The sequence below is a fragment of the Pseudoalteromonas sp. TB41 genome, assembly GCF_000497975.1.
Classification (GTDB): Bacteria; Pseudomonadota; Gammaproteobacteria; order Enterobacterales; family Alteromonadaceae; genus Pseudoalteromonas; species Pseudoalteromonas tetraodonis.
Map to the genome: position 1 here is coordinate 1 of NZ_AUTH01000042.1, position 23,247 is coordinate 23,247.

Annotated in this window: 19 protein-coding genes, 1 rRNA gene and 1 pseudogene; 2 read left to right on the top strand and 19 right to left on the bottom strand. The window is 41.4% G+C overall.

All coding sequences use genetic code 11. The features are described from left to right. Positions 1-48 precede the first annotated feature (48 nt). From L641_RS22240 to L641_RS0106465, 19 genes and pseudogenes are all read right to left on the bottom strand, one after another. Positions 49-1,584 (bottom strand): 16S ribosomal RNA (locus L641_RS22240). A 622-nt stretch (positions 1,585-2,206) separates the two neighbouring features. Beyond that, positions 2,207-3,971, bottom strand: a pseudogene (locus L641_RS22245) (choice-of-anchor I family protein). 143 nt (positions 3,972-4,114) lie between these two features. Then, entirely contained in the window at positions 4,115-5,473 is a 1,359-nt protein-coding gene (gene glmU, locus L641_RS0106385; RefSeq protein WP_024601472.1) for a bifunctional UDP-N-acetylglucosamine diphosphorylase/glucosamine-1-phosphate N-acetyltransferase GlmU, read from the bottom strand. Positions 5,474-5,770: 297 nt separating this feature from the next. After that, entirely contained in the window at positions 5,771-6,193 is a 423-nt protein-coding gene (locus L641_RS0106390; protein WP_008464176.1) for a F0F1 ATP synthase subunit epsilon, read from the bottom strand. Positions 6,194-6,206: 13 nt separating this feature from the next. After that, the gene (gene atpD / locus L641_RS0106395; protein WP_024601473.1) at positions 6,207-7,592 is read right to left on the bottom strand and encodes a F0F1 ATP synthase subunit beta; all 1,386 of its coding nucleotides are present in this window, start codon (positions 7,590-7,592) and stop codon (positions 6,207-6,209) included. A gap of 33 nt (positions 7,593-7,625) precedes the next feature. Beyond that, positions 7,626-8,486 carry a F0F1 ATP synthase subunit gamma gene (atpG, locus tag L641_RS0106400; protein WP_008464174.1) on the bottom strand — a complete coding sequence of 287 codons (861 nt, stop codon included), beginning with the start codon at positions 8,484-8,486 and terminating at the stop codon, positions 7,626-7,628. Between the two features lie 59 nt (positions 8,487-8,545). Next, positions 8,546-10,087, bottom strand: coding sequence for a F0F1 ATP synthase subunit alpha (gene atpA / locus L641_RS0106405; RefSeq protein WP_013466263.1), 1,542 nt, complete (start codon positions 10,085-10,087; stop codon positions 8,546-8,548). Positions 10,088-10,101: 14 nt separating this feature from the next. Further along, the gene (gene atpH, locus L641_RS0106410; RefSeq protein ID WP_024601474.1) at positions 10,102-10,635 is read right to left on the bottom strand and encodes a F0F1 ATP synthase subunit delta; all 534 of its coding nucleotides are present in this window, start codon (positions 10,633-10,635) and stop codon (positions 10,102-10,104) included. A gap of 16 nt (positions 10,636-10,651) precedes the next feature. Beyond that, positions 10,652-11,122 (bottom strand): F0F1 ATP synthase subunit B, encoded by a 471-nt coding sequence (gene atpF, locus L641_RS0106415; RefSeq protein WP_013466265.1) that lies wholly within the window; start codon positions 11,120-11,122, stop codon positions 10,652-10,654. Between the two features lie 41 nt (positions 11,123-11,163). Then, complete coding sequence (atpE, locus tag L641_RS0106420) at positions 11,164-11,406, bottom strand: F0F1 ATP synthase subunit C (RefSeq protein WP_008112128.1); 243 nt, start codon at positions 11,404-11,406, stop codon at positions 11,164-11,166. Positions 11,407-11,465: 59 nt separating this feature from the next. Next, positions 11,466-12,323, bottom strand: coding sequence for a F0F1 ATP synthase subunit A (gene atpB / locus L641_RS0106425; protein WP_024601475.1), 858 nt, complete (start codon positions 12,321-12,323; stop codon positions 11,466-11,468). A 15-nt stretch (positions 12,324-12,338) separates the two neighbouring features. Next, positions 12,339-12,719: an ATP synthase subunit I gene (locus L641_RS0106430; protein WP_013466267.1), complete on the bottom strand. Its 381-nt coding sequence runs from the start codon at positions 12,717-12,719 to the stop codon at positions 12,339-12,341. A 142-nt stretch (positions 12,720-12,861) separates the two neighbouring features. After that, positions 12,862-13,788 carry a ParB/RepB/Spo0J family partition protein gene (locus L641_RS0106435; RefSeq protein ID WP_016900011.1) on the bottom strand — a complete coding sequence of 309 codons (927 nt, stop codon included), beginning with the start codon at positions 13,786-13,788 and terminating at the stop codon, positions 12,862-12,864. Between the two features lie 20 nt (positions 13,789-13,808). Then, positions 13,809-14,594, bottom strand: a complete 786-nt coding sequence (locus L641_RS0106440) for a ParA family protein (protein WP_008112117.1) — start codon at positions 14,592-14,594, stop codon at positions 13,809-13,811. Between the two features lie 14 nt (positions 14,595-14,608). Further along, the gene (rsmG, locus tag L641_RS0106445; RefSeq protein WP_016900012.1) at positions 14,609-15,229 is read right to left on the bottom strand and encodes a 16S rRNA (guanine(527)-N(7))-methyltransferase RsmG; all 621 of its coding nucleotides are present in this window, start codon (positions 15,227-15,229) and stop codon (positions 14,609-14,611) included. A gap of 15 nt (positions 15,230-15,244) precedes the next feature. Beyond that, positions 15,245-17,134 carry a tRNA uridine-5-carboxymethylaminomethyl(34) synthesis enzyme MnmG gene (gene mnmG / locus L641_RS0106450; protein ID WP_013466270.1) on the bottom strand — a complete coding sequence of 630 codons (1,890 nt, stop codon included), beginning with the start codon at positions 17,132-17,134 and terminating at the stop codon, positions 15,245-15,247. Between the two features lie 428 nt (positions 17,135-17,562). After that, positions 17,563-18,012: a flavodoxin domain-containing protein gene (locus L641_RS0106455; RefSeq protein WP_024601476.1), complete on the bottom strand. Its 450-nt coding sequence runs from the start codon at positions 18,010-18,012 to the stop codon at positions 17,563-17,565. A 1,105-nt stretch (positions 18,013-19,117) separates the two neighbouring features. After that, on the bottom strand, positions 19,118-19,459 hold the full coding sequence (locus tag L641_RS0106460) for an excisionase family DNA-binding protein (protein WP_024601477.1): 342 nt from the start codon (positions 19,457-19,459) through the stop codon (positions 19,118-19,120). A gap of 63 nt (positions 19,460-19,522) precedes the next feature. Continuing rightward, positions 19,523-21,217: a DUF927 domain-containing protein gene (locus tag L641_RS0106465; RefSeq protein ID WP_024601478.1), complete on the bottom strand. Its 1,695-nt coding sequence runs from the start codon at positions 21,215-21,217 to the stop codon at positions 19,523-19,525. A 546-nt stretch (positions 21,218-21,763) separates the two neighbouring features. Here L641_RS0106465 and L641_RS0106470 point away from each other — a divergent pair. Then, positions 21,764-22,378, top strand: coding sequence for a hypothetical protein (locus L641_RS0106470; protein WP_051385862.1), 615 nt, complete (start codon positions 21,764-21,766; stop codon positions 22,376-22,378). A gap of 77 nt (positions 22,379-22,455) precedes the next feature. Next, positions 22,456-23,217, top strand: a complete 762-nt coding sequence (locus L641_RS0106475; RefSeq protein ID WP_024600859.1) for an IS5 family transposase — start codon at positions 22,456-22,458, stop codon at positions 23,215-23,217. Positions 23,218-23,247 lie beyond the last annotated feature (30 nt).

The following is a 23,247-nucleotide window of genomic DNA, read 5'->3' on the forward strand; positions in this document are numbered from 1 at the left end:
TAACAATCATCTGTGTGGACACTACGAACAAATAAGTTCTAAATCGTATAAGGAGGTGATCCAGCCCCAGGTTCCCCTAGGGCTACCTTGTTACGACTTCACCCCAGTCATGAATCACTCCGTGGTAAACGTCCTCCCGAGGGTTAGACTATCTACTTCTGGAGCAACCCACTCCCATGGTGTGACGGGCGGTGTGTACAAGGCCCGGGAACGTATTCACCGCGTCATTCTGATACGCGATTACTAGCGATTCCGACTTCATGGAGTCGAGTTGCAGACTCCAATCCGGACTACGACGCACTTTAAGTGATTCGCTTACTCTCGCGAGTTCGCAGCACTCTGTATGCGCCATTGTAGCACGTGTGTAGCCCTACACGTAAGGGCCATGATGACTTGACGTCGTCCCCACCTTCCTCCGGTTTATCACCGGCAGTCTCCTTAGAGTTCTCAGCATTACCTGCTAGCAACTAAGGATAGGGGTTGCGCTCGTTGCGGGACTTAACCCAACATCTCACAACACGAGCTGACGACAGCCATGCAGCACCTGTATCAGAGCTCCCGAAGGCACCAAACCATCTCTGGTAAGTTCTCTGTATGTCAAGTGTAGGTAAGGTTCTTCGCGTTGCATCGAATTAAACCACATGCTCCACCGCTTGTGCGGGCCCCCGTCAATTCATTTGAGTTTTAACCTTGCGGCCGTACTCCCCAGGCGGTCTACTTAATGCGTTAGCTTTGAAAAACAGAACCGAGGTTCCGAGCTTCTAGTAGACATCGTTTACGGCGTGGACTACCAGGGTATCTAATCCTGTTTGCTCCCCACGCTTTCGTACATGAGCGTCAGTGTTGACCCAGGTGGCTGCCTTCGCCATCGGTATTCCTTCAGATCTCTACGCATTTCACCGCTACACCTGAAATTCTACCACCCTCTATCACACTCTAGTTTGCCAGTTCGAAATGCAGTTCCCAGGTTGAGCCCGGGGCTTTCACATCTCGCTTAACAAACCGCCTGCGTACGCTTTACGCCCAGTAATTCCGATTAACGCTCGCACCCTCCGTATTACCGCGGCTGCTGGCACGGAGTTAGCCGGTGCTTCTTCTGTCAGTAACGTCACAGCTAGCAGGTATTAACTACTAACCTTTCCTCCTGACTGAAAGTGCTTTACAACCCGAAGGCCTTCTTCACACACGCGGCATGGCTGCATCAGGCTTGCGCCCATTGTGCAATATTCCCCACTGCTGCCTCCCGTAGGAGTCTGGGCCGTGTCTCAGTCCCAGTGTGGCTGATCATCCTCTCAAACCAGCTAGGGATCGTCGCCTTGGTGAGCCATTACCTCACCAACTAGCTAATCCCACTTGGGCCAATCTAAAGGCGAGAGCCGAAGCCCCCTTTGGTCCGTAGACATTATGCGGTATTAGCAGTCGTTTCCAACTGTTGTCCCCCACCTCAAGGCATGTTCCCAAGCATTACTCACCCGTCCGCCGCTCGTCAGCAAAGGTGCAAGCACCTCTCTGTTACCGCTCGACTTGCATGTGTTAGGCCTGCCGCCAGCGTTCAATCTGAGCCATGATCAAACTCTTCAATTAAAAAGTTTTGTGTCTTTCGACAGCTCAATGAATTCTGAATTTATTTAATATCTTTCGATATTGAATTGACTGTGCTGAACAATTACCGAAGTAACTATTCTGTTGGTCACTCAGCTTCAATTGAGACTCTAAATTTGTTTGCCTCGTTACTTGCTCAATAAAGAACGAAATAGCTTGGCTGTTAGAACTCAATCTGTACGAGTGCCCACACAGATGATTGCTTTATATTGTTAAAGAACGTTGCGATTAAAGCGTTTAACTTTATCTCGCTAGGGCTGCGCATATTACGCCTTCCTGTTTTTTTGTCAACACTTAATTTTTAGTTTCTTTTAAAAGATTTGAAAGTTAAGTTTTACTCGACTCACTTACCGTTTGTTCAGCGCTTTTCATTGCTGCCTGCCGGGTCAGTGGATGCGCATTATAGGGATATTCTGGAGAGGGTCAATGCTTTATTTCAGTTTTATTAAATTAATTTCAATTTAGTACAGTAACCATACGAACAAAGAGCTACAGAGCTATTTTTGATTAAAATTCATTCACACAAGGCATGATTGCAAGAGGGGGAGGAAGTAAAAGCGATTTATAGATAACTGCTAATCGCTTTTACATAACACTTTATTAATTACTGAGTTGTTATTTCCCATACGGCAATTGAGCCTGAGATTTCATTACCTACTATGAGCAGTGCTTCGTTTGTTGCACTTTGCGCTGCAGGAACAAACGTCATTCCTTCAGGAGCGAGATCGCCACTTATATCTGCACTTGGTTCTAAACCACGATTATAGAAGTAGTCTTGAAATTTCACATCGTAAGGGTTGGTTATATCAAACACCATTATTGTGCCCATACGCTCTAAGCCAACAAAAGCAAACAACCTATCGCCAACCTTACCTAATGTTAGTGCTTCGGGTTCTGCCCCTTTATCATCTGAGCGTGTATCGCCTTTGTTTTCATCTTCGTTATTATTAAACGCGTTACCATGAACAGAAGCGGTCACCCGTGCAATTTGATCGCCTGAGTCAAACACCACCAGCCCACTGCTATCCCAAATGGTAAATGAGCGTGCGCCATAAGCATAAAGCGATTCGTATTGGCCATCGTTATTTTTATCACCTTTTACTGTTGTAACTTTTAAACGGCCAATGTCATTATCATCGTTATTTAAGTAATCGAAGTTAGCTGCGAGAGCTAGATCTTCTACGCGGCTTTCATCTATATATGCCAAACACCCATCTTTAGCGTCATAATCAAGGCCGCCCTTGGCTATACAATCAGCTTCATCGCTGGCATCAAAAAAGTATTCGCGTGCATCACCCTCATTGGCAGATACAATAAAGTTGGCTCCCTTCCAACTAAAACTTGCAATTGTATCTGGCTGATACATGCCATATAAACCAGGGTATGATTTAAAGTTAACACCGCCGTCTTTGTCTGAAGCGTCAAATTGTAAGTTTGACCAATCTTTAAAACCGAGCCCTTTTAGCTCAAGGGAATTATCTTCAAGGTTGATGATAGCTAGGCCGTTATTTTCTTGAATAGAGACATAGGCGTATTTATTATCCTTGGAAATACTCACATACTCTGGCTCTAAATCCATAGCAACGGTGGTATTTATTAAATTACCATTAATAGTACGTCCAGTAGGATTGGCAAACACTAAACCCTGCGCTTCTAATTCAGCTTGTTGATTATTGTAATCTTGAAAGTTTATGCTCAAAGCATTATCGGCAATAGTGCCGTTAGTGATATCGATAATGCTGATAGTGCCTTCGGGGTCGATACTGTAGTCGCCATTAGGTTCACCTTCATTAGCAACCACTACTTTTGCACCATCATGGCTAAATGTCACCATGTCGGGTAGGGCACCTACTGTTACATTTTTAATAAATACTGGTGTATGCTATTTGGCCAGCTTCGCCCACGTTTGTAGCAGCCATTGCTACCGCTAATAATTGTTTATTTGCATCGATAGCTATGCTGTTCGCATCGCCAGGCGTATTTTCATTTAGTGAGAGCGTAATGGCAGAGGCTAGGTTAGTTGCACTTATAATACCTTCGTTATCTTTTACTAATGCTGCAGTGTCGAACGTATCGGCAGGAATGATATTCACAACAGCTTCATCACCAGAGCTATTAATTGCATAAATCCATTTTTTTGAGGCTTGGTAGGCGACTATTTCAGCTGCCCCTTCCGGGCTTTGTGCATTGAGTACTGCGCGGCCAATAAGATTGATATTTAAAGCTGAATTTGCATTAGTACCGTTTTCGCCATTATTACCCGCTGTACCTTCTATACCCTGTGTGCCATCTTGGCCGTCATCACCATCTAATGAGCAACCAGTTAATAGTGATAGCAAAGAAAGGGCTATTATTGATTTGTTTAACATTATTGTTTTCCTTAGTGTTGTATTAGTTAAATATCAACACACAGGGATGACAACAGCATGGCATTTTTATTTATAGAATATTTAAGCAATAAAAAAGCGAGTTATAAAACTCGCTTTAAATATTTAATAAGTAATGGTCATTACTATTTTTTAACTGGGCGTTTCCAACCATCTAAATTGCGTTGCTTGCCACGTGCCACGGCTAGCTGATCATCCGCGACGGTATTGGTGATCACAGAACCTGCACCTACAGTTGCTGTAGCACCAATATTTACAGGAGCAACCAGTGACGAGTTAGAGCCTATAAAGGCATTATCGCCAATAATGGTTTTCGCTTTATTCACACCATCGTAGTTACAGGTAATCGTGCCTGCGCCAATATTCACTTTCTCGCCAATTTCAGCATCACCTAAGTAACTTAAGTGGTTTGCTTTAGAACCTTTACCTAAACGGGTTTTTTTCATTTCGACAAAATTGCCAATGTGCGAGTCTTCTTCCATTATTGCACCTGGGCGAAGGCGGGCGTATGGACCGAGTGTACATTGAGCCGCAACTGATGCATCTTCAATCAATGTATTGGCTTTAATAACAACATTATCGCCGATGCTGCAATTTTTAAGTACGCAGTTAGGGCCAATTTGTACATTATTACCAAGCGTTACATTGCCTTCAAAAATAACGTTGATATCGATGAGGACATCTTCACCTGTTTTCACGTCGCCACGTACATCTATGCGAGCAGGGTCAGCAAGGGTCGCCCCATTTAGCATGAGCTCTTCTGCTTGCCATGCTTGATAAGCACGCTCAAGGCCTGCAAGTTGTACGCGGTTATTTGCACCTTCAACTTCCATTGGATGATCAGGCTGTGCTGATGTAATTTCTACGCCTTCACTATGCGCCATAGCAACTATATCTGTTAGGTAGTATTCACCTTGGGCATTATTGTTAGACAAGTTACCTAACCATGTTTTTAAAAGCTTACCATTAACCGCCATAATGCCAGTGTTTACTTCGTTTATAAGTAACTGCTCTGCGTTAGCATCTTTTTGTTCAACAATACCCACTAACTTACCATCAACACGTAACATGCGCCCGTAGCCATTTGGATTTGCTAAATTAACGGTTAATACTGCTAAACCATTTTTAGGTGTCGCGGCTAATAAGCGCTCAAGTGTAGATTGTTTCGTTAAAGGTACGTCACCGTATAAAACCAGTACAGCGTCGTCGTCATTTATATGTGGGCTTGCTTGTGCCACTGCGTGGCCTGTGCCTAGTTGCTCAGCTTGTAGCACCCAGTTTACGTTATTATCGGCTAACTGTTGTTGTAATAGTTCGCCGCCATGACCATAAACTAAGTTAGTCGATGTAGCACCTAGCGCATTGGCATTATCGATAACGTGTTGCACCATAGGTTTACCTGCCACTTTATGCAGTACCTTAGGCAGAGCAGAGCGCATACGAGTACCTTTACCCGCTGCAAGAATTACTGTTGTTAGAGCCATTAAAACAATTTCCTTTTTCCGTTGTTTTAGCTTGATAGAATAAGTGTGCTGCAAAGTAGATTACGTAAGTCACATCATGTGCAAATACTCAGTAGGCTAAGCAATAACTACTGAATCTTAACTTAAGCAAAATAACACCTAATAGAATAGGGTTATTGTAACGAGGATCTTGCGTAGATATAAGTAATAATGAAGAGATATTAGCCATTACGATTAATTTATTTACAAATAGCCACGGGATTTATCATCAAGCACAAAAAAGCCCACATAAAGTGGGCTTTTAAAAACCAGATAGGCTTACTTTTTACGTAATTGCTGAATAATGCGTAGCTGAGCAATTGCTTCAGCTAGTTGCATTGCTGCTTGATTGTAATCAAGTTCAGCAGATGCGCCTTTTGCCATTTGGGCTTCAGCGTCACGCTTAGCTTGCTCTGCAGCTTTTTCGTCTAGGTCTTCACCACGAACAGCTGTATCAGCAAGTACGGTCACTATGTTAGGTTGAACTTCTAGTGTACCGCCAGCAATATAGATGAGTTCTTCTTCACCAAATTGCTTAACTAAACGTACCATACCAGGTTTAAGGGCAGTTAGTAGTGGGGCGTGACCGGCGTTAACACCTAACTCACCTTCACTACCAGATACTTGAATAGATTCTACTAAACCAGAAAATAATTTCTCTTCAGCACTTACTACATCAAGATGTACAGTCATAGCTGCCATACTACCCTCCTAATTACATGCTTTTGGCTTTTTCTTGAGCTTCTTCGATAGAGCCAACCATGTAGAACGCTTGCTCTGGCATATCATCAAACTCACCGTTTAAGATACCTTTGAAGCCTGCAATTGTGTCTTTAAGTGAAACGTATTTACCTGGCGCACCTGTAAATACCTCTGCCACGAAGAATGGCTGAGATAGGAAACGCTGGATTTTACGTGCACGAGATACAAGTTGCTTATCTTCGTCAGAAAGCTCGTCCATACCTAGAATCGCGATGATGTCTTTAAGCTCTTTGTAACGCTGAAGAACTGTTTGAACGCCGCGCGCTACACCGTAGTGCTCTTCACCGATTACTTGTGGATCAAGCTGACGTGAAGATGAATCAAGAGGGTCTACCGCTGGGTAGATACCTAGTGATGCGATATCACGTGAAAGTACCACTGTTGCATCTAAGTGAGCAAACGTTGTTGCTGGAGATGGATCCGTTAAATCATCCGCAGGTACGTATACCGCTTGGATTGAAGTAATTGAACCTGTCTTAGTAGATGCGATACGCTCTTGAAGTACACCCATTTCTTCAGCAAGTGTAGGCTGGTAACCTACCGCTGATGGCATACGACCAAGAAGTGCTGATACTTCTGTACCCGCAAGTGTGTAACGGTAGATGTTATCTACGAAGAAAAGTACGTCGCGACCTTCGTCACGGAACTTCTCAGCCATAGTAAGACCTGTTAACGCTACGCGTAAACGGTTACCCGGTGGCTCGTTCATCTGACCGTATACAAGCGATACTTTATCAAGTACGTTTGAATCGTTCATTTCATGGTAGAAATCGTTACCCTCACGAGTACGCTCACCAACACCTGCGAATACTGAGTAGCCGCTGTGCTCGATTGCGATGTTACGGATAAGTTCCATCATGTTTACGGTTTTACCAACACCGGCACCACCGAATAAACCAACTTTACCACCTTTAGCGAATGGACATACAAGGTCGATTACCTTGATACCCGTTTCTAAAAGTTCTACTGAGCTTGATTGCTCTTCGTAAGTAGGAGCTGCACGGTGGATAGACATACGCTCGTCTTCACCGATTGGACCTGCTTCATCAATTGGCTCACCAAGTACGTTCATGATACGACCTAGGGTCTTAGTACCAACTGGAACTTGAATTGCTTCGCCTGTGTTTGCTACTGCAGCACCACGACGTAAACCGTCTGTAGTACCTAGTGCGATAGTACGTACCACACCGCCACCTAGCTGCTGTTGAACTTCTAAAGTCAAACCAGCTAAATCGCCATCTGTTACTTTTAGCGCGTCATATACGGCTGGCACGCTGTCTTGTGGAAATTCGATATCCACAACGGCGCCGATAATTTGGACGACCTTACCTAAACTCATGTCTATTCCTCTCGTTAATCTTTGCCTGAAGCATTAAACTGCTGCTGAACCAGAACAAATCTCACTAATTTCTTGTGTGATTGCTGCTTGGCGAGCTTTGTTATATACAAGCTGTAACTCATCCATAAGGTCACCGGCATTATCAGTTGCAGCTTTCATTGCAACCATGCGGGCAGCCTGTTCAGAGGCAGCGTTTTCAACTACACCTTGGTATACCTGAGACTCAATGAAACGTACTAACAAAGACTCTAAAATAGCCTCTGGGTTTGGTTCATATAAGTAATCCCACGCATGTGTAGATACTTCTTCTTCAGCTTTTGGCAAAGGGAGTAACTGATCTACTATTGGCTCTTGCTTCATGGTATTAACAAAGTTGTTATATACCAGGAATAAACGGTCAATTTTACCTTCAGAGAATGCATCTAGCATTATTTTTACTGGACCAATTACGTCCTGTACTGAAGGCTTATCTCCAAGACCTGCTTTTTTAGCAAGCACTTGACCACCAAAACGTTGAAAGAAGCCAGCTGCTTTACTACCTAAAGTAGCAAAATCAGCATCTACGCCTTTTTCTTTCCACGCTTTAATCTCTAATGCGACTTTTTTAAACTCGTTTGAGTTTAAACCGCCACACAGACCACGGTCAGTAGAGATAACAATATAACCAACTCGTTTTACTTCACGTTCTTCTAAGAACGGGTGAGTAAAATCAAGATTTGCTTGAGCAACACGACCAATCACTTTACGTAATTTTTCAGCGTATGGACGGCTTGAAGCCACTCGTTCTTGCGCCTTTTTCATTTTAGACGCAGCAACCATTTCCATTGCGCTAGTGATCTTTTGAGTATTTTTAATACTGCCGATCTTGCTTTTAATCTCTTTTCCGCTGGCCATGACTCTCTCTCCGAATCAAGGTGTGCTTTAAGATATAAAGCACACCATTAATAACTAAATTACCAAGTTTGCGTAGACTTGAACTTCTCTAGAAGTTCTTTAAGCTGCGCTTCGATCTCGGCGTTGTAGTTACCAGTTTCATTGATTTGAGCCATAAGCTCTGCGTATGTGCTATTTGCGTAAGAAAGTAAAGCCGCTTCGAAATCCATAATTTTAGCGATTTCGATGTCTTTTAAGTAACCTTTCTCAGCTGCGAATAACGACAAAGACATTTCAGCAACAGACATTGGCGCGTACTGTTTCTGCTTCATTAGCTCTGTTACACGCTCACCATGCTCAAGTTGAGCACGAGTAGCATCATCAAGGTCAGACGCGAACTGCGAGAACGCAGCTAATTCACGGTACTGAGCTAGGGCTAGACGGATACCGCCACCTAGTTTCTTAACGATTTTAGTTTGTGCAGCACCACCAACACGCGATACCGAGATACCAGCATTTACTGCCGGACGGATACCTGAGTTGAATAAGTCAGTTTCTAAGAAGATCTGACCATCGGTGATAGAGATAACGTTTGTCGGTACGAACGCAGAAACGTCGCCGCCTTGAGTTTCAATGATAGGCAATGCCGTCAATGAACCTGTTTTACCTTTCACTTCACCGTTAGTGAATTTTTCAACGTAATCAGTGTTTACACGTGATGCACGCTCTAAAAGACGCGAGTGAAGGTAGAATACGTCACCTGGGTATGCTTCACGGCCTGGTGGACGCTTAAGTAGCAATGAGATTTGACGGTAAGCAACAGCTTGCTTAGATAAATCATCATATACGATTAATGCGTTTTCACCACGGTCACGGAAGTATTCACCCATAGTACAGCCCGAGAACGGTGCTAAGTACTGAAGTGCCGCAGATTCAGAAGCAGATGCTACAACTACGATAGTATTTGCAAGTGCACCGTGCTCTTCTAATTTACGTACTACGTTAGCAATAGTAGATGCTTTTTGACCAACCGCTACGTACACACACTTAACGCCTGTGTCTTTTTGGTTGATGATTGCATCGATTGCTAGTGCAGTTTTACCTGTTTGGCGGTCACCGATAACAAGCTCACGTTGACCACGACCAACTGGAATCATTGCATCGATAGATTTGTAACCAGTTTGCACTGGCTCATCTACTGATTGACGCTCGATTACACCTGGTGCAATTTTTTCTACAGGTTCAAAACCGTCGTTATCTAAAGCGCCTTTACCATCGATAGGAGCACCTAGTGTGTTAACAACACGACCAAGTAGACCCGCACCAACAGGAACTTCTAAGATACGACCAGTTGTGTATACTTTTACGCCTTCTGTAAGGTCAGCGTAAGGACCCATTACTACTGCACCAATTGAGTCGCGCTCAAGGTTTAGTGCGATAGCATAACGGTTGCCAGGAAGCTCAATCATCTCACCTTGCATACAGTCAGCTAGACCGTGGATGCGAATGATACCGTCAGTAACAGATACAATTGTACCTTCGTTACGAGCTTCACTTACAACTTCGAACTTCTCAATACGTTGTTTGATCAGATCTGAAATTTCAGTGGAATTAAGTTGCATGCTCTTTTTCCCAATTACGATTGTAGTGTTGTGGCTAAGCGATTTAATTTACCGCGTAAAGAGCCGTCAATTACAGTGTCGCCTGCCTTAATAATAAGACCGCCAACTACTGTAGCGTCTTCACTACAATTCAGCTTAACTTTGCGTGCGAAACGTTTTTCAAGTGCCGCTACCAATGATTCTTGCTGCGCTGCAGCAAGAGGTGTTGCCGAAATCACATCAATATCGATTTCTTTGTCATAGTCTGCTTTTAAAGCAGAAAATAAATGAGCAACCTCAGGTAGTGCAATCAAACGTCCATTTTCAGCCATCACCTTAACTAGGTTCTGACCTTGTTCGTTGAGCTGCTCACCACATAAGTTAATAAATAACTCAGCTTGTGCAGTAGCAGTAGGCAATCCAGCTAAAATGGTAGATGCCTGTTCATTGCTGGCAACGTGGCCAGCAAAGAACAACATGTCATTCCAGCTATCTATAGTGCCTTTTTCAACGGCAAGTTCAAAAGCCGCTTTAGCGTATGGGCGAGCGATAGTAGTCAATTCAGACATGCTCATACCCTCCTAATTACAGCTCAGCGACAAGTTTTTCAACGATGTCACTATGTGCGGCTTGATTGATTTCGCGCTCTAAAATTCTTTCTGCGCCAACCACAGCCAGAGTTGCTACTTTCTTACGTAGTTCTTCTGTCACACGGTTACGCTCTGATTCAATTTCAGAGTGCCCTTGAGCAATAATTTTTTCACGCTCTTGCTGACCACGAACAGTTTCTTCGTCAACAATTAGCACGGCACGCTTTTTAGCTTGTTCAATGATATCAGCCGCTTGAGCCTTTGCATCTTTAAGCTGTTCTGCAGCTTTGTGTTGCGCAAGTTCTAAGTCTTTTTCGGCTCTATCAGAGGCAGCTAAACCATCTTCGATTTTCTTCTGGCGAGCTTCAATTGCACCGTTTAGTGGTGGCCATACGTATTTCATACAAAATAATACGAACACCGTAAACGCAATTAATTCACCGATAAGAGTGGCGTTTAAGTTCACAACCGCTCCTCCTTAAATAGTAAGCTGTTCAAAAAATAAAATTAAAGTACGAACAACAATACCATCGCGATACCAACACCAATCATTGCTACAGCATCGATTAGACCAGCAAGGATAAACATTTTAACTTGTAGCGATGGTGCAAGCTCAGGTTGACGCGCACATGCTTCAAGGAATTTACCGCCCATGTTACCAAAACCGATTGCTGTGCCGATTGCACCGAAACCGATAAGTAAAGCTACTGCGATGTATTTTAAGCCGTTTAATAATTCTAAAGCTTCCATTTATTTCTCCAAAGTTTCAATTGTAATTAAAAGTAAAAGTAAAATTGTAAATATAGTAATTAGTGATTATCTGAACTTGCCATGCTTAGGTATACGATTGTAAGCATCATAAATACGAATGCTTGCAATACAATTACCAAGATATGGAATACAGCCCACACAAAGTGCAACGGTAGTTGCATTAAACCTATTGCACCGATAAGGATGAAGATTAACTCACCTGCATATAAGTTACCGAACAAACGCAGTGCCAGTGAAAACGGCTTAGAAACCAATGCGATAAGCTCTAGTAATAGGTTAAATGGGATTAAAATAATCTGCAAAGCTGTATTGTTTGAACTAAACGGATGAAGTGTTAGTTCTTTAATAAAACCGCCGATACCCTTTATTTTTATTGAGTAACCAATCATTAGAATAAACACGCCCAGCGCAAGTGCTGCTGTCATGTTGATATCAGTGGTTGGTACAATTTTCATGTATACGTCGTGTGAATCCATACCAAATGCAGTTTCGCCAACAAAGCCGGCAAATGCTGGTAGGAAGTCAACTGGGATTAAATCCATTAAGTTCATTAAGAATATCCACACGAATATAGTTAATGCTAATGGTGCAATCAGCTTGCTTTTACCATGGAAGGTATCGCGTACGTTGTCGCCAACGAACTCAACAACCATTTCAATGAAACACTGAAATTTTCCAGGTACACCCAGAGTTGATTTTTTTGCGGCACTACGGAAGATCCATAAAAATATTAGACCTAGTCCGATAGACCATGCGAGGGTATCTACATGCCATGTCCAGAAGCCACTATCCGTACATGCTTTATTGAAGGCAAGACCAGCGTCGGTCGAGCACATCTTAGCATTGGTTAAGTGGTGCTGAATATGGCTAGATAGAGTAACTTCTTCTGCAGCCATGTTATATTCCAAAAGTTAATGTTTAAAAAAAACGGGTGTAAACAATCCTGTAAACAACACCAACACATAAGCACAAAAGAAAGGTAATAAAACTACCGGATAAAGCTTTAGCATTAGTGCAAACAAAACGATTGTTAGCATAAATTTTAATCCGTTGCCGCGTTTCAACGAGGCATACGCTTGATTTGCTCGACTTGCACCCATATATCTGAATGCATAAAGCGCAAATACAAAGTTAGGAAGTACTGCGACAGCGCCACCAGCTAATGCTGAAAGTGCTGCATTGGTTTCCCAACCTATAAAAATTATTAGTGCAGCTAAAAGGGCTACAAATCCCTGAAGGCAAATTAATTTTAATGCGGCAAGCCTATACGGGCCTGCTAACTTATTAGTCACTTTTAATTAACCTTTATGACGCTCTAATTGTCAGGGTATGAAAACTGGCGAAATTATACTTAATCCTGCCAGTTTTGCAACTTGAGTAGGTGCTTTGTAACACAAAATCGCTGTAAATGTCCCTTTTTAGACATCCAATGAATTAATGGTGGGAATAGTCTTGATTGATACGGTTTAAAATACCGTCTAACTCGTCAAGATTAGTGTAAGAAATAACCAACTTCCCTTTGCCTTTTTTGTTGTAATTTATTTCTACTTTTGCCCCAAGGTTATCAGCAAGTTGTTGCTCTAACTGTTTAACATCTGGGTCTTTTTCTATTACTTCTTTTGCTGGAGCAGGCTCTAAAATAGAGCGCACTAGCTTTTCAGTTTCGCGAACGGTCAATGCTTTTGCAACAGCTAAACGGGCAGCATCCGATTGCACTTCACCTTCAAGTGCTAATAAGCAACGTGCGTGACCCATTTCAATGTCACCATGCTCTAACAAAATCTTTACATCGTTATTGAGGTTGTTCAAGCGTAATAAGTTAGTCACGGTCGTACGCGATTTACCAACTGCATCAGCCACTTGTTGATGCGTTAACTCAAACTCATTAAGCAAGCGATTAAGCGCTATCGCTTCTTCCATGGCGTTTAAGTCTTCACGCTGAATATTTTCAATTAGGGCAATAGCAACGGCCGCTTCATCGGGTACATCTTTAATAATACACGGTACAAACTCAAGCTTGGCAATTTGAGCCGCGCGCCAACGACGTTCACCGGCAATAATTTCATAACTGTTATGCGCAACTGGACGCACAACAATCGGTTGAATTATCCCTTGTGAACGAATTGAACTGGCGAGTTCTTCAAGTGCCTCTTCAGACATGTCTTTACGAGGTTGGTATTTCCCTGAGTGTAAAAACTCGATGGGTAGTTTTTGTAATTCACTGTTGCTAGGCTGTGCCGCATTTTCAACTGCGTTTGTTACATTGGCGCTGTCGTGTTCCTTGCTTTCGCTTGGTGCAGGTTTAGATGAACTTAAAAGTGCATCGAGTCCTCGGCCTAAACCTCGTTTTTTAGCAGACATGTTATTTTTTTACCTCAAAGTTAGGCGACAACGGGAGTTGTTTTTTCTTTTCTGCGTAGCATTTCACCCGCGAGAGCTAAATACGCTTTCGCACCACTTGATGCTCGATCGTAGTACATTGCCGGTGCGCCAAAACTTGGGGCTTCTGCAAGTCGAACATTACGTGGGATCACCGTGCGGTATACTTTATCGCCAAAATGTTGTTTTAATTGTTCTGATACATCATTTGCTAATCGATTACGCGGATCGTACATAGTACGAAGTATGCCTTCAATCTGTAAGTTAGGATTAACTAACTTAGCAAGTTGCGTAATCGTGTCCATTAATGCGGTTAATCCTTCCAATGCATAATATTCACATTGCATAGGGACTAAAATAGAATCGGCAGCGGCCATGGCATTAACGGTTAACATATTTAAAGAAGGTGGGCAGTCTATAAAAATAAACTCGTACTGATCCTGAATTTTTTCAAGTGCATTGCGTAAGCGTACTTCGCGAGCAAATAATTCCATCAGCTTAACTTCTGCAGCGGTCACATCGCCGTTTGCAGCAATCATATGATACTCGCCTGAGGTTTCTTTAATAATCACCTCATCAATAGGCTTATCTTCTATGAGTAAATCATAGATAGTAGGGACGTCACCATATTTGTCGACGCCACTGCCCATGGTCGCATTGCCTTGCGGATCGAGATCTATTAACAGCACTTTACGTTTCGTTGCAGCCATAGATGCAGCGAGATTAACGGCAGTGGTCGTTTTACCTACTCCGCCTTTTTGATTTGCTAATGCGATGACTTTTGCCACAGTGTCTCTGATCCCTAGTCTTTAGAAAGAATTATTAAATGTCGTTGTGCATCTAAATCGGGTACTTCTAATGCAATTTTTTGCTCAAACTTAACACCAGCAGGGAGTGAGTCTAATTCCTCACTTGGAAATACCCCTTTAAGTGCAATGAACTTACCTGAATGATCGATTAAGTGCGAACACCAGTCAATCATATCTTGTAACGATGCAAATGCACGACTTAGTACGCCATCTAATTTAACACTTGGTTGATATTCTTCAACTCTTGACTGCACAGGGGTCACATTATCAAGGCCAAGCTCATGTTTAACATGCATTAAAAAACGTACACGTTTACCTAAACTATCTAATAATACAAACTGCGTATCGGGTAAGGCAATAGCTAACACTATGCCCGGTAAACCAGGACCTGTGCCAACATCAATATATTGATGACCGGTCAAGTGAGGCGCAACAACTAAGCTATCCATTATATGTTTAACCATCATTTCTTGAGGTAAACGTACTGAGGTTAAATTATAGGCTTTATTCCACTTATCGAGTAATTCGACATAGCGAACAAGTTGTTGCTGTTGTTTTTGTGTTAGCGCAATATCAGTTTGCGCTAACAAAGTTGTTAATTGTTGCTGTAACACAATGTACCTTTACCGTTACGCAGTTTTGCGCAACAAGCCTTGCTTCTTCAGATACACTAATAATAGCGAAATCGCCGCTGGGGTGATACCAGAAATACGCGAAGCTTGACCAATAGTGTCTGGACGAGCATCAATTAGCTTAGCAACAACCTCATTTGATAAACCAGAGACGGTTTTATAATCAAACTCTTTTGGTAAAATTGTTTCTTCATGACGAAGCTGCTTATTGATCTCATCTTGCTGGCGTGCAATGTAACCTGCGTACTTAGTATGAATTTCAACCTGCTCTAAGGCGGCCTTATTGGTAAACTCAGATCCGAGTCCTTCAATAGCCATCAAGTCGTTATAACGCACTTCAGGTCGGCGTAATAATTCTTCTAAGCTGGCTTCACGCACAAGTGGCGTTTTTAGTAATTCATTTACTTGATCAACAACCGCATGATCTTTATGGATCCAGGTATCTTTAATACGCTGTTTCTCTTTAGCGATCACTTCCATTTTTTCGTTGAATGCTTGCCAACGTTCATCGTTAACTAAACCTAATTCACGGCCTTTTTCAGTTAAACGTATATCAGCGTTGTCTTCACGTAGTAACAAACGGTATTCAGCACGGCTAGTAAACATGCGGTACGGTTCTTTTGTACCCAGTGTTGCTAGGTCGTCAATTAGTACGCCAACATAGGCTTCATCACGACGTGGCGTCCACGACTCTTTGCCTTGCACTTGTAATGCCGCATTCATACCTGCGATCAGACCTTGTGCGCCCGCTTCTTCGTAACCGGTCGTACCATTAATCTGACCAGCAAAAAATAAACCATCAATAAATTTAGTTTCTAATGATTGTTTTAAGTCGCGCGGATCAAAAAAGTCATATTCAATAGCGTAGCCAGGACGACAAATATGTGCATTTTCAAATCCGGTGATCGATTGCACAATTTCTAACTGCACATCGAACGGTAAGCTGGTTGAAATACCGTTAGGATATAACTCGTATGACGTTAAGCCTTCTGGCTCTACAAATATCTGGTGCTTATCTTTATCAGCAAAACGGACAATTTTATCTTCAATAGACGGACAGTAACGTGGGCCTATTCCTTCGATAACACCTGAGTACATAGGTGAGCGATGTAAGTTTTTGCGAATAACATCATGTGTTTTTTCATTTGTGTAAGTGATGTAACACGGAATTTGTTGTGGGTGATCACTTTGTTTACCCATAAATGAGAATACCGGTGTAGGTGCATCACCTGGTTGTTCTTGCATTTTAGAAAAATCAACAGTGCGTGCATCAATACGTGGTGGTGTGCCTGTTTTTAAACGATCCACTCTAAATGGAAGTTCGCGTAAACGATCAGCCAATGCAATTGAAGGTGGATCGCCTGCACGGCCACCTTTAAAGTTTTCAAGACCGATATGAATTTGGCCACCTAAGAATGTGCCTACGGTTAGTACTACACTAGGAGCACTGAAACGCAGACCCATTTGGGTAACGACACCTGTTACACGGTTGTTTTCAACGATAAGATCATCACATGATTGTTGAAAAATCTTTAAGTTTTCTTGGTTTTGAAGTGTGTTCTGAATAGCCGCTTTGTACAAAGCACGATCCGCTTGAGCACGAGTAGCTCGTACAGCAGGGCCTTTAGAAGAATTAAGCGTACGGAATTGGATCCCGCCTTTGTCAATAGCCTGAGCCATTGCGCCACCAAGAGCATCAATTTCTTTAACTAAGTGGCCTTTGCCAATGCCACCAATCGCTGGGTTACAAGACATTTGACCAAGGGTATCCATATTGTGAGTCAGCAGCAGGGTATTCATCCCCATACGGGCAGCTGCCAATGCAGCTTCAGTGCCAGCATGTCCACCACCTACTACGATAACGTCAAAATTTTCGTGAAAAATCATTAATGGGATCCTACTTAAATCAAACCAGTAAACTTCAAAAGGGAGCGTATTCTACCTAGAAATTAGCAGAAGATAAATGATTAAACAGTGCTCAAGATCTAAGTAAGTGATCTCTAATAATATAAAGGATCTTTTAAAGAGATCTTTTAATACTATTACTACTACTGATCAGCTTTTCTGTTGATAAGCTTTAGATCATGATTAAAAACATATAATTAGATCGGATCTAAAGGTGTTAATATGATCGGATCTTCAGGTAAATAAGCTCTGATCAAAACAGGCTGTTATGCACAGGCCGATCAAGTCTCGATCTTATCCCATGGATAAGCATGGTTAAAAAAGCAGTTTAATCAGTGTTTATCCACAAAATCTGTTAAATTATTAGTAAATTGTGGGTAACTTTATTTATAACTTTTTACTTGATCTTTCTATTTTAGACCTGTTTTTGCTATCCACGAGTCTAACCAAGCTAAGGCCGTATCTTCTGGAAGTGCTTCATCAAGAATATTCAGTTCTAAGCGCGGTGCTAACTGTATCGCGCCTTTTTGGCTTAAAAGCGTATCTATATTACGCCCTGCAAGGTTATACGTGTCATAACTGGTATCACCTAAAGCAATGACCGTGTACTTTAAGTGCGATAAATCATCAACTTGAGATAACTCATCAACAAAGTTAATAAGGTTTTCTGGGTAATCACCCGCACCATAGGTTGATGTACAAATTAACCAAATGGTATTTTGCTGATCTATTTCACTAAATTCAGGTTGATCATGTAGTTGGGTATTAATACCTTGGCTATTAAGCGCATCGCTTAGTTGCTCGGCAACGTATTCTGCGGATCCCATTTGACTACCAACGATAAGATTTACTGAACTCATGAATATTTGTGATCACTATTAGTTTTAATTGCCGCCTATGATAGCCCAGTGAGTATAACAGTAAAGTTAAGAGTGCCATTTTGTATAACTATTTTTGTACTTATTTAAGCCTTCACTTAAATGTACTGCTTAACTACTTGATAATTAAAGGTTTAACAAAATATCTTTAAATGTAATCTTCTGATCAAGTTGTTGATAAGGTTGGGGAAAGCTCTGCTTAACTATCAATTAAAGTGCAGTTTTATTGCTAAGTCATTGATTTTATATTTAGTATTTGCCACCAGCGATTGAAAATAAACGTATAGATGCTTGTTGATCTTAATGTGGATATAAAGCTTGTTGATAACCTTAAATTGGGATCGAAAAAAATTTTAAAAAATGATCTATTTGATTAGATCAGGCTAAATAACCATTATTATTTTTTATAAACAGCCCTTTTTTAATTAAATACAGCTTATTTCCCCATTTTAAAGACGTTTAATTCCTCGCTGAAGCAAAAAAACACGCAATTGTGGATAACTGATCTGCAAAAAAATAAATTTGAGTGATCTAAAGTGAATATTTAACTGAATTTTGCTGGTGGTGTAGACGAACAAAACGTATTTTTTAGTTACGTTTTGTTTTTATGACTTGATAATTCCCCCTATTCAAACATGGATAACGAATGCTATAGCTTCAGTTTTAGAGTGTTTAATAAGCATAACTACAGCTATTTTTTCTATAAATTAAGGCGTTCTAGCCGCTATTTGCTGTGATTATTGGCCTTGTAAAATCTTTTATGTACATTATTAAAGGCGAATTGAGGCTGATATAAGTGCAGCTTAAACTGTATTTGTAGTCTGTTTGGTTTTTAAAGTGGATTATTAAAACACAGCTAGGTGAGTTGTTATTGTAAATATTAGGCATGAAAAAGAGCGCCTAAGCGCCCTTAATAAATTATATCGTTACTTATTAATTTGACTATTTACCGATACAATAAGTGAAAAACACAATAAAAACAGTAGGTTTGTGTTTTTTAGGTGGGTCTGTGGTGGCCCACTTTCGGATTAGAAAATATCGTGCAAGTAAACTAAAGGAAAGTAAGCCCGATCACCAAGTTTAATCATCAATAGTTTATAGATGCTTTCTTGTTGAGTGATTCAGCCTTTTTTTTGATGAAATCACTGTCGCTTATATCACCTTTTATCTTGTTACCAAGAAGCCATTGATCAAGCTCTAACCTATCAAAGAAGATCTTTTTACCATTAGGTTTTGCATGAGGAATAATGCCTTCATGGGTTAGTTTATAGATATAGCTTTTTGCCATACCTGTATAAAGTGCGCATTCGTCAACTGTTAATGCGGCTTTGTTGCATAAGTGACTTTTCAAGATCATCTCTTCAATTGTATTTCGGATATCTGGTAATTCGTCATTCTTACGTAGTGCATCACTTATATCATTTTTCATGGTCTACTCTCTTAAATCTCTTGGGAAAACGGGAAATTGGGAAACTGTTTTAAATTCAATTCACTAACATGGGAAAGCGGCTCGCGAAAGCGCCTCATCTAGCGCTAGTTCTTCGGTAATGCGATGTGGAATAACTTTGTAGTAGCGGCCACCCTTTGGCCCGCCATCCACAACACGCTTGAACGTATCGCGTCCCTCACTCGTTTCCATCCAAGATTTCTCTTCCATAAATTTCACCGCTTGGGATATATGCTGTTTGTATCGTATACCGAGTCCATTTTGAAATGCTTGGCGTGTTAAAAACCATGCTTGTTTGCCGTCCAAATCTAAAGCGTAACCGAAGTTATCATTCAGCGGCTGGCCTTCAGGTAGTAGTTTGTTGCGCCAGCGCTTTAATGCGGTAGGTATCTCTTTAAGCAGCTTCTCATCCTCCGAATCATTGGAAGAGCCGCGCATCTCCAGCCATGATTCAAACGCTATTTTTGCAGAGTGCTCTCCACAGCCTTTTGGCCAAGGCATTAATCCTGCTGATATAGCTATTTCTCCAGCAACCCCAAATAATGCAAAGCGTTTAGCTGCTTCAAGTACCTGGCTACCATGGTTATTGTCTTTACTTATTTGCCACTTATCGCGTAGTTCATGGACTCGATAAGCTAACAAGCCAGAAAGATCGTCAATTAAACTAAGGTATTCAATCCACTTTGGTATGACAGTGCCGTGATTTTCTTTTACTGCTTTCCAGATAGAGTCAGAAAAGTCATTCATCGTTTTGTGACCGTACAGCTCATCATAGGCCCCATACTTTCTCTGGACTGGCACTTCTAAAAAGCGAATTTCCTGCCCAGCTTTGACTCCTTTTTGAATTGGTGCCAATTTCTCCTCTAGCCCCATTTCTCCCGTACTTAAATAAAGTAGACGCCAGTTTTTTATGTCGTCTTGGGTAATGGTCTTGTTACTGCGCATTTTAGACAGTCCATTTGCGAGGGTGTATATAGATTGGTCGACGACTTCAGGCGGGGCCTGATGGAGCTCATCAAGGCAAAGGAGCAAGTCATTATGCTCAACAGCAGTGGCTTCTAGCCCGTTTTCTGTTGCTCTCCACGTATAGTAAAAGTTAGTACCGGAGTATAGGCTAGCTGCTAGGATTAGTATGGTTGTTTTGGATATTTTCGATTTACCGAATAAATGCACACCACTGCTAGGCCAGTTCAGCCAATGAAGCAGTGGGGCGCTTAACCCTACACAGACTGTGAAGGCTAAGATAGGGTTATTAATACACAAGTTTCCTACCTCTTTTTGCCAGCTAGAAACAGTACCTGAAGTGCTGAGGAACTCGTTGCTCTTATTTCCTGAATAAATAACTTTTTCAGCTCCATTGCTAACGCACCAGCTCGGTGTGACAAAGTTATTATTAAGCCAGCCTGCTTGAGCCGAGCTTTTATATCTCTGCTTTGGTCTTGCTTGAATGAGGTAAGATATTATTGGCTCCCAAACTCCTTTACGACTTGATATTACAAGCCCTGTATCCAAAAGTAGCTCTTTTACGAAGTTACTTTTTTCATTCATTATCCGACGTCGAGGTATCAGCTTGCGTATGCAAATACCGTCTAAGTTTTTCCATTCAACAAGCAAGCCATAGTCCTTAGTGCCATTATCTCCCCTTGAAATGCCAAGCACTTGAATTGGGCCACACAAGAACCTTGGTTCTGAGTCAGTTGTAGGTGTGTAAAATAACCCTGAATCTCGTAATTCATACATGTTATTAGTTACCTTCTAGTTTCTATTGGTTTCGGTTGTTTTCTCAAAACCAATTCAATCACGAAGGCAACTTTTAATTCTCAGAAAAGGGGGGGTCAAAAAAAGTGGGTTTTTTTTGGGGACGGGTGGCGAGTAAAAAGCTCAAGTGGCTTGAAATTAGGCATGCCTAATTGGAAATAAGATTCCAGATATCAAACTCAGAGTTTCTGAACTACGGTTTGTTATTGATAATAAGTCACAGCTACACTATATTGGTATTGCTTTGAGATGAGGGTTTACCAATTAGGCTCAAAGGCTTATAACATGTTGTCAAGTACTATCGGAACGCCAAACAAGGCCAACGATACGAACGATAAGAACACATGGACTAAGGTTGTCTTAATACAAATAGATGCCTCCTGGTTAATAGTTATATTATAATTCATGTCTAACATTACGCGGCTACGTATTTCAAGATGGTTACTTGAGTAACTTGGTTAAGCCGAGGTAAGGCGATTGGAATTGCCGCAGTTCTAAGTCTGCCTCGGTTTTGCTAGAGAGTTTATTATGGATGATGATACCCCTAGTTGGTATAGAAGTAGAGGATACCTTCACTTTGATGTGCCTGTCGGCAAGAAAAAAGCTATTCACATAACAACTAACCCAAACTACATAAAAAGACATTCATTTTATCCTTTTATAAATTATGCGGTTAGTTCAAAAAAAATAAATAAAGATAAGTCAACTGGCAAGATTTTAGTTAAAAATAAAGAAAGACCAATTGCTTACTCCTCCCATTTAGATAGTCATATATATGCTTTTTACTCTGAAAAATTAAATGCTCTTTATGAAGACAAGCTATTAGAGTACGGGCTTGAAAAATCTGTGTTGGCATTTAGGAGTTTGGGTAAAAGCAACATAGATTTTGCTTATGAAGCATTCATTAAAATTAAAGAAATGGGTGAATGCTGTGCGGTAGCGTTAGATTTCTCTAAGTTTTTTGATACTTTAAATCATGACTTATTGAAAAAGTCATGGTGTAAACTTATCAACAAAGACAAGCTTCCCTCGGATCACTTCAATGTTTTTAAGTCCATAACTAAGTTTTCGACTGTAGATAAAATGGACCTTTATGAGCTATTTTCAATTTCCAAAAGTAACCCTAAAATTAGGGCGTGTTGATCTTTGTGGTATGAAAAACAAACAGCATGAAGATAAGGTATAATTGAATTCGCCAGAAAACTTTACACCGAACCTACATGCCAAGATTAATGCTAACAGACGGGACATGGAATGTCTTATCAAAAGTAATGTACTTAAGTGGTCGAATTTATAATAAGCCCGACCATAGAAAAACGCTCGAAGGCATACTGTATAAGATGCGCACAGGTATTCCATGGCGAGATTTACCTTCTGATTTTGGCCGTTGGAGTGCTATCTACAGACGGTTTAATTTATGGTCCAAAAAAGGGATTTTGAATGAACTGTTTCGCGCATTATCTCGTGATGCGGACATGGATTGGGTCTTCATTGATGGCAGTATTGTCAGGGCTCATCAACATAGTTGCGGTGCAAGAACTGCTGACAATGAATCAATTGGAAAGAGCCGAGGTGGAAATTCTACGAAAATTCATCTTGCAGTCGATAGCGGAGGGTTGCCTGTTTATTATGAATTATCCTGTGGAAATACGCATGATATCGTCCATGCAGAGTCACTCGTAGCTAATTGCCCAACAAGTAATATGGTTGTCGCAGATAAAGGCTACGACAGTGAAAAACTGAGAGCGTTTGTTCGTGATAATAACGCTACACCCGTTATTCCACGTAAGGGCAACAGTTTAGTAGGCAATGAAGATATTGACTGGTGCATGTATAAATATCGGCACTTGGTTGAGAATGCATTTGGCCGTATTAAGCAATATAGAGGGATAGCCACGCGGTATGAAAAGCTTGAACGAAATTATCATTCAATGCTCGCTTTAGCATTTACTATGATGTGGCTACCAATGTGGGCTGATTGATATATGTACTACAAAGATCAACAGCCCCTA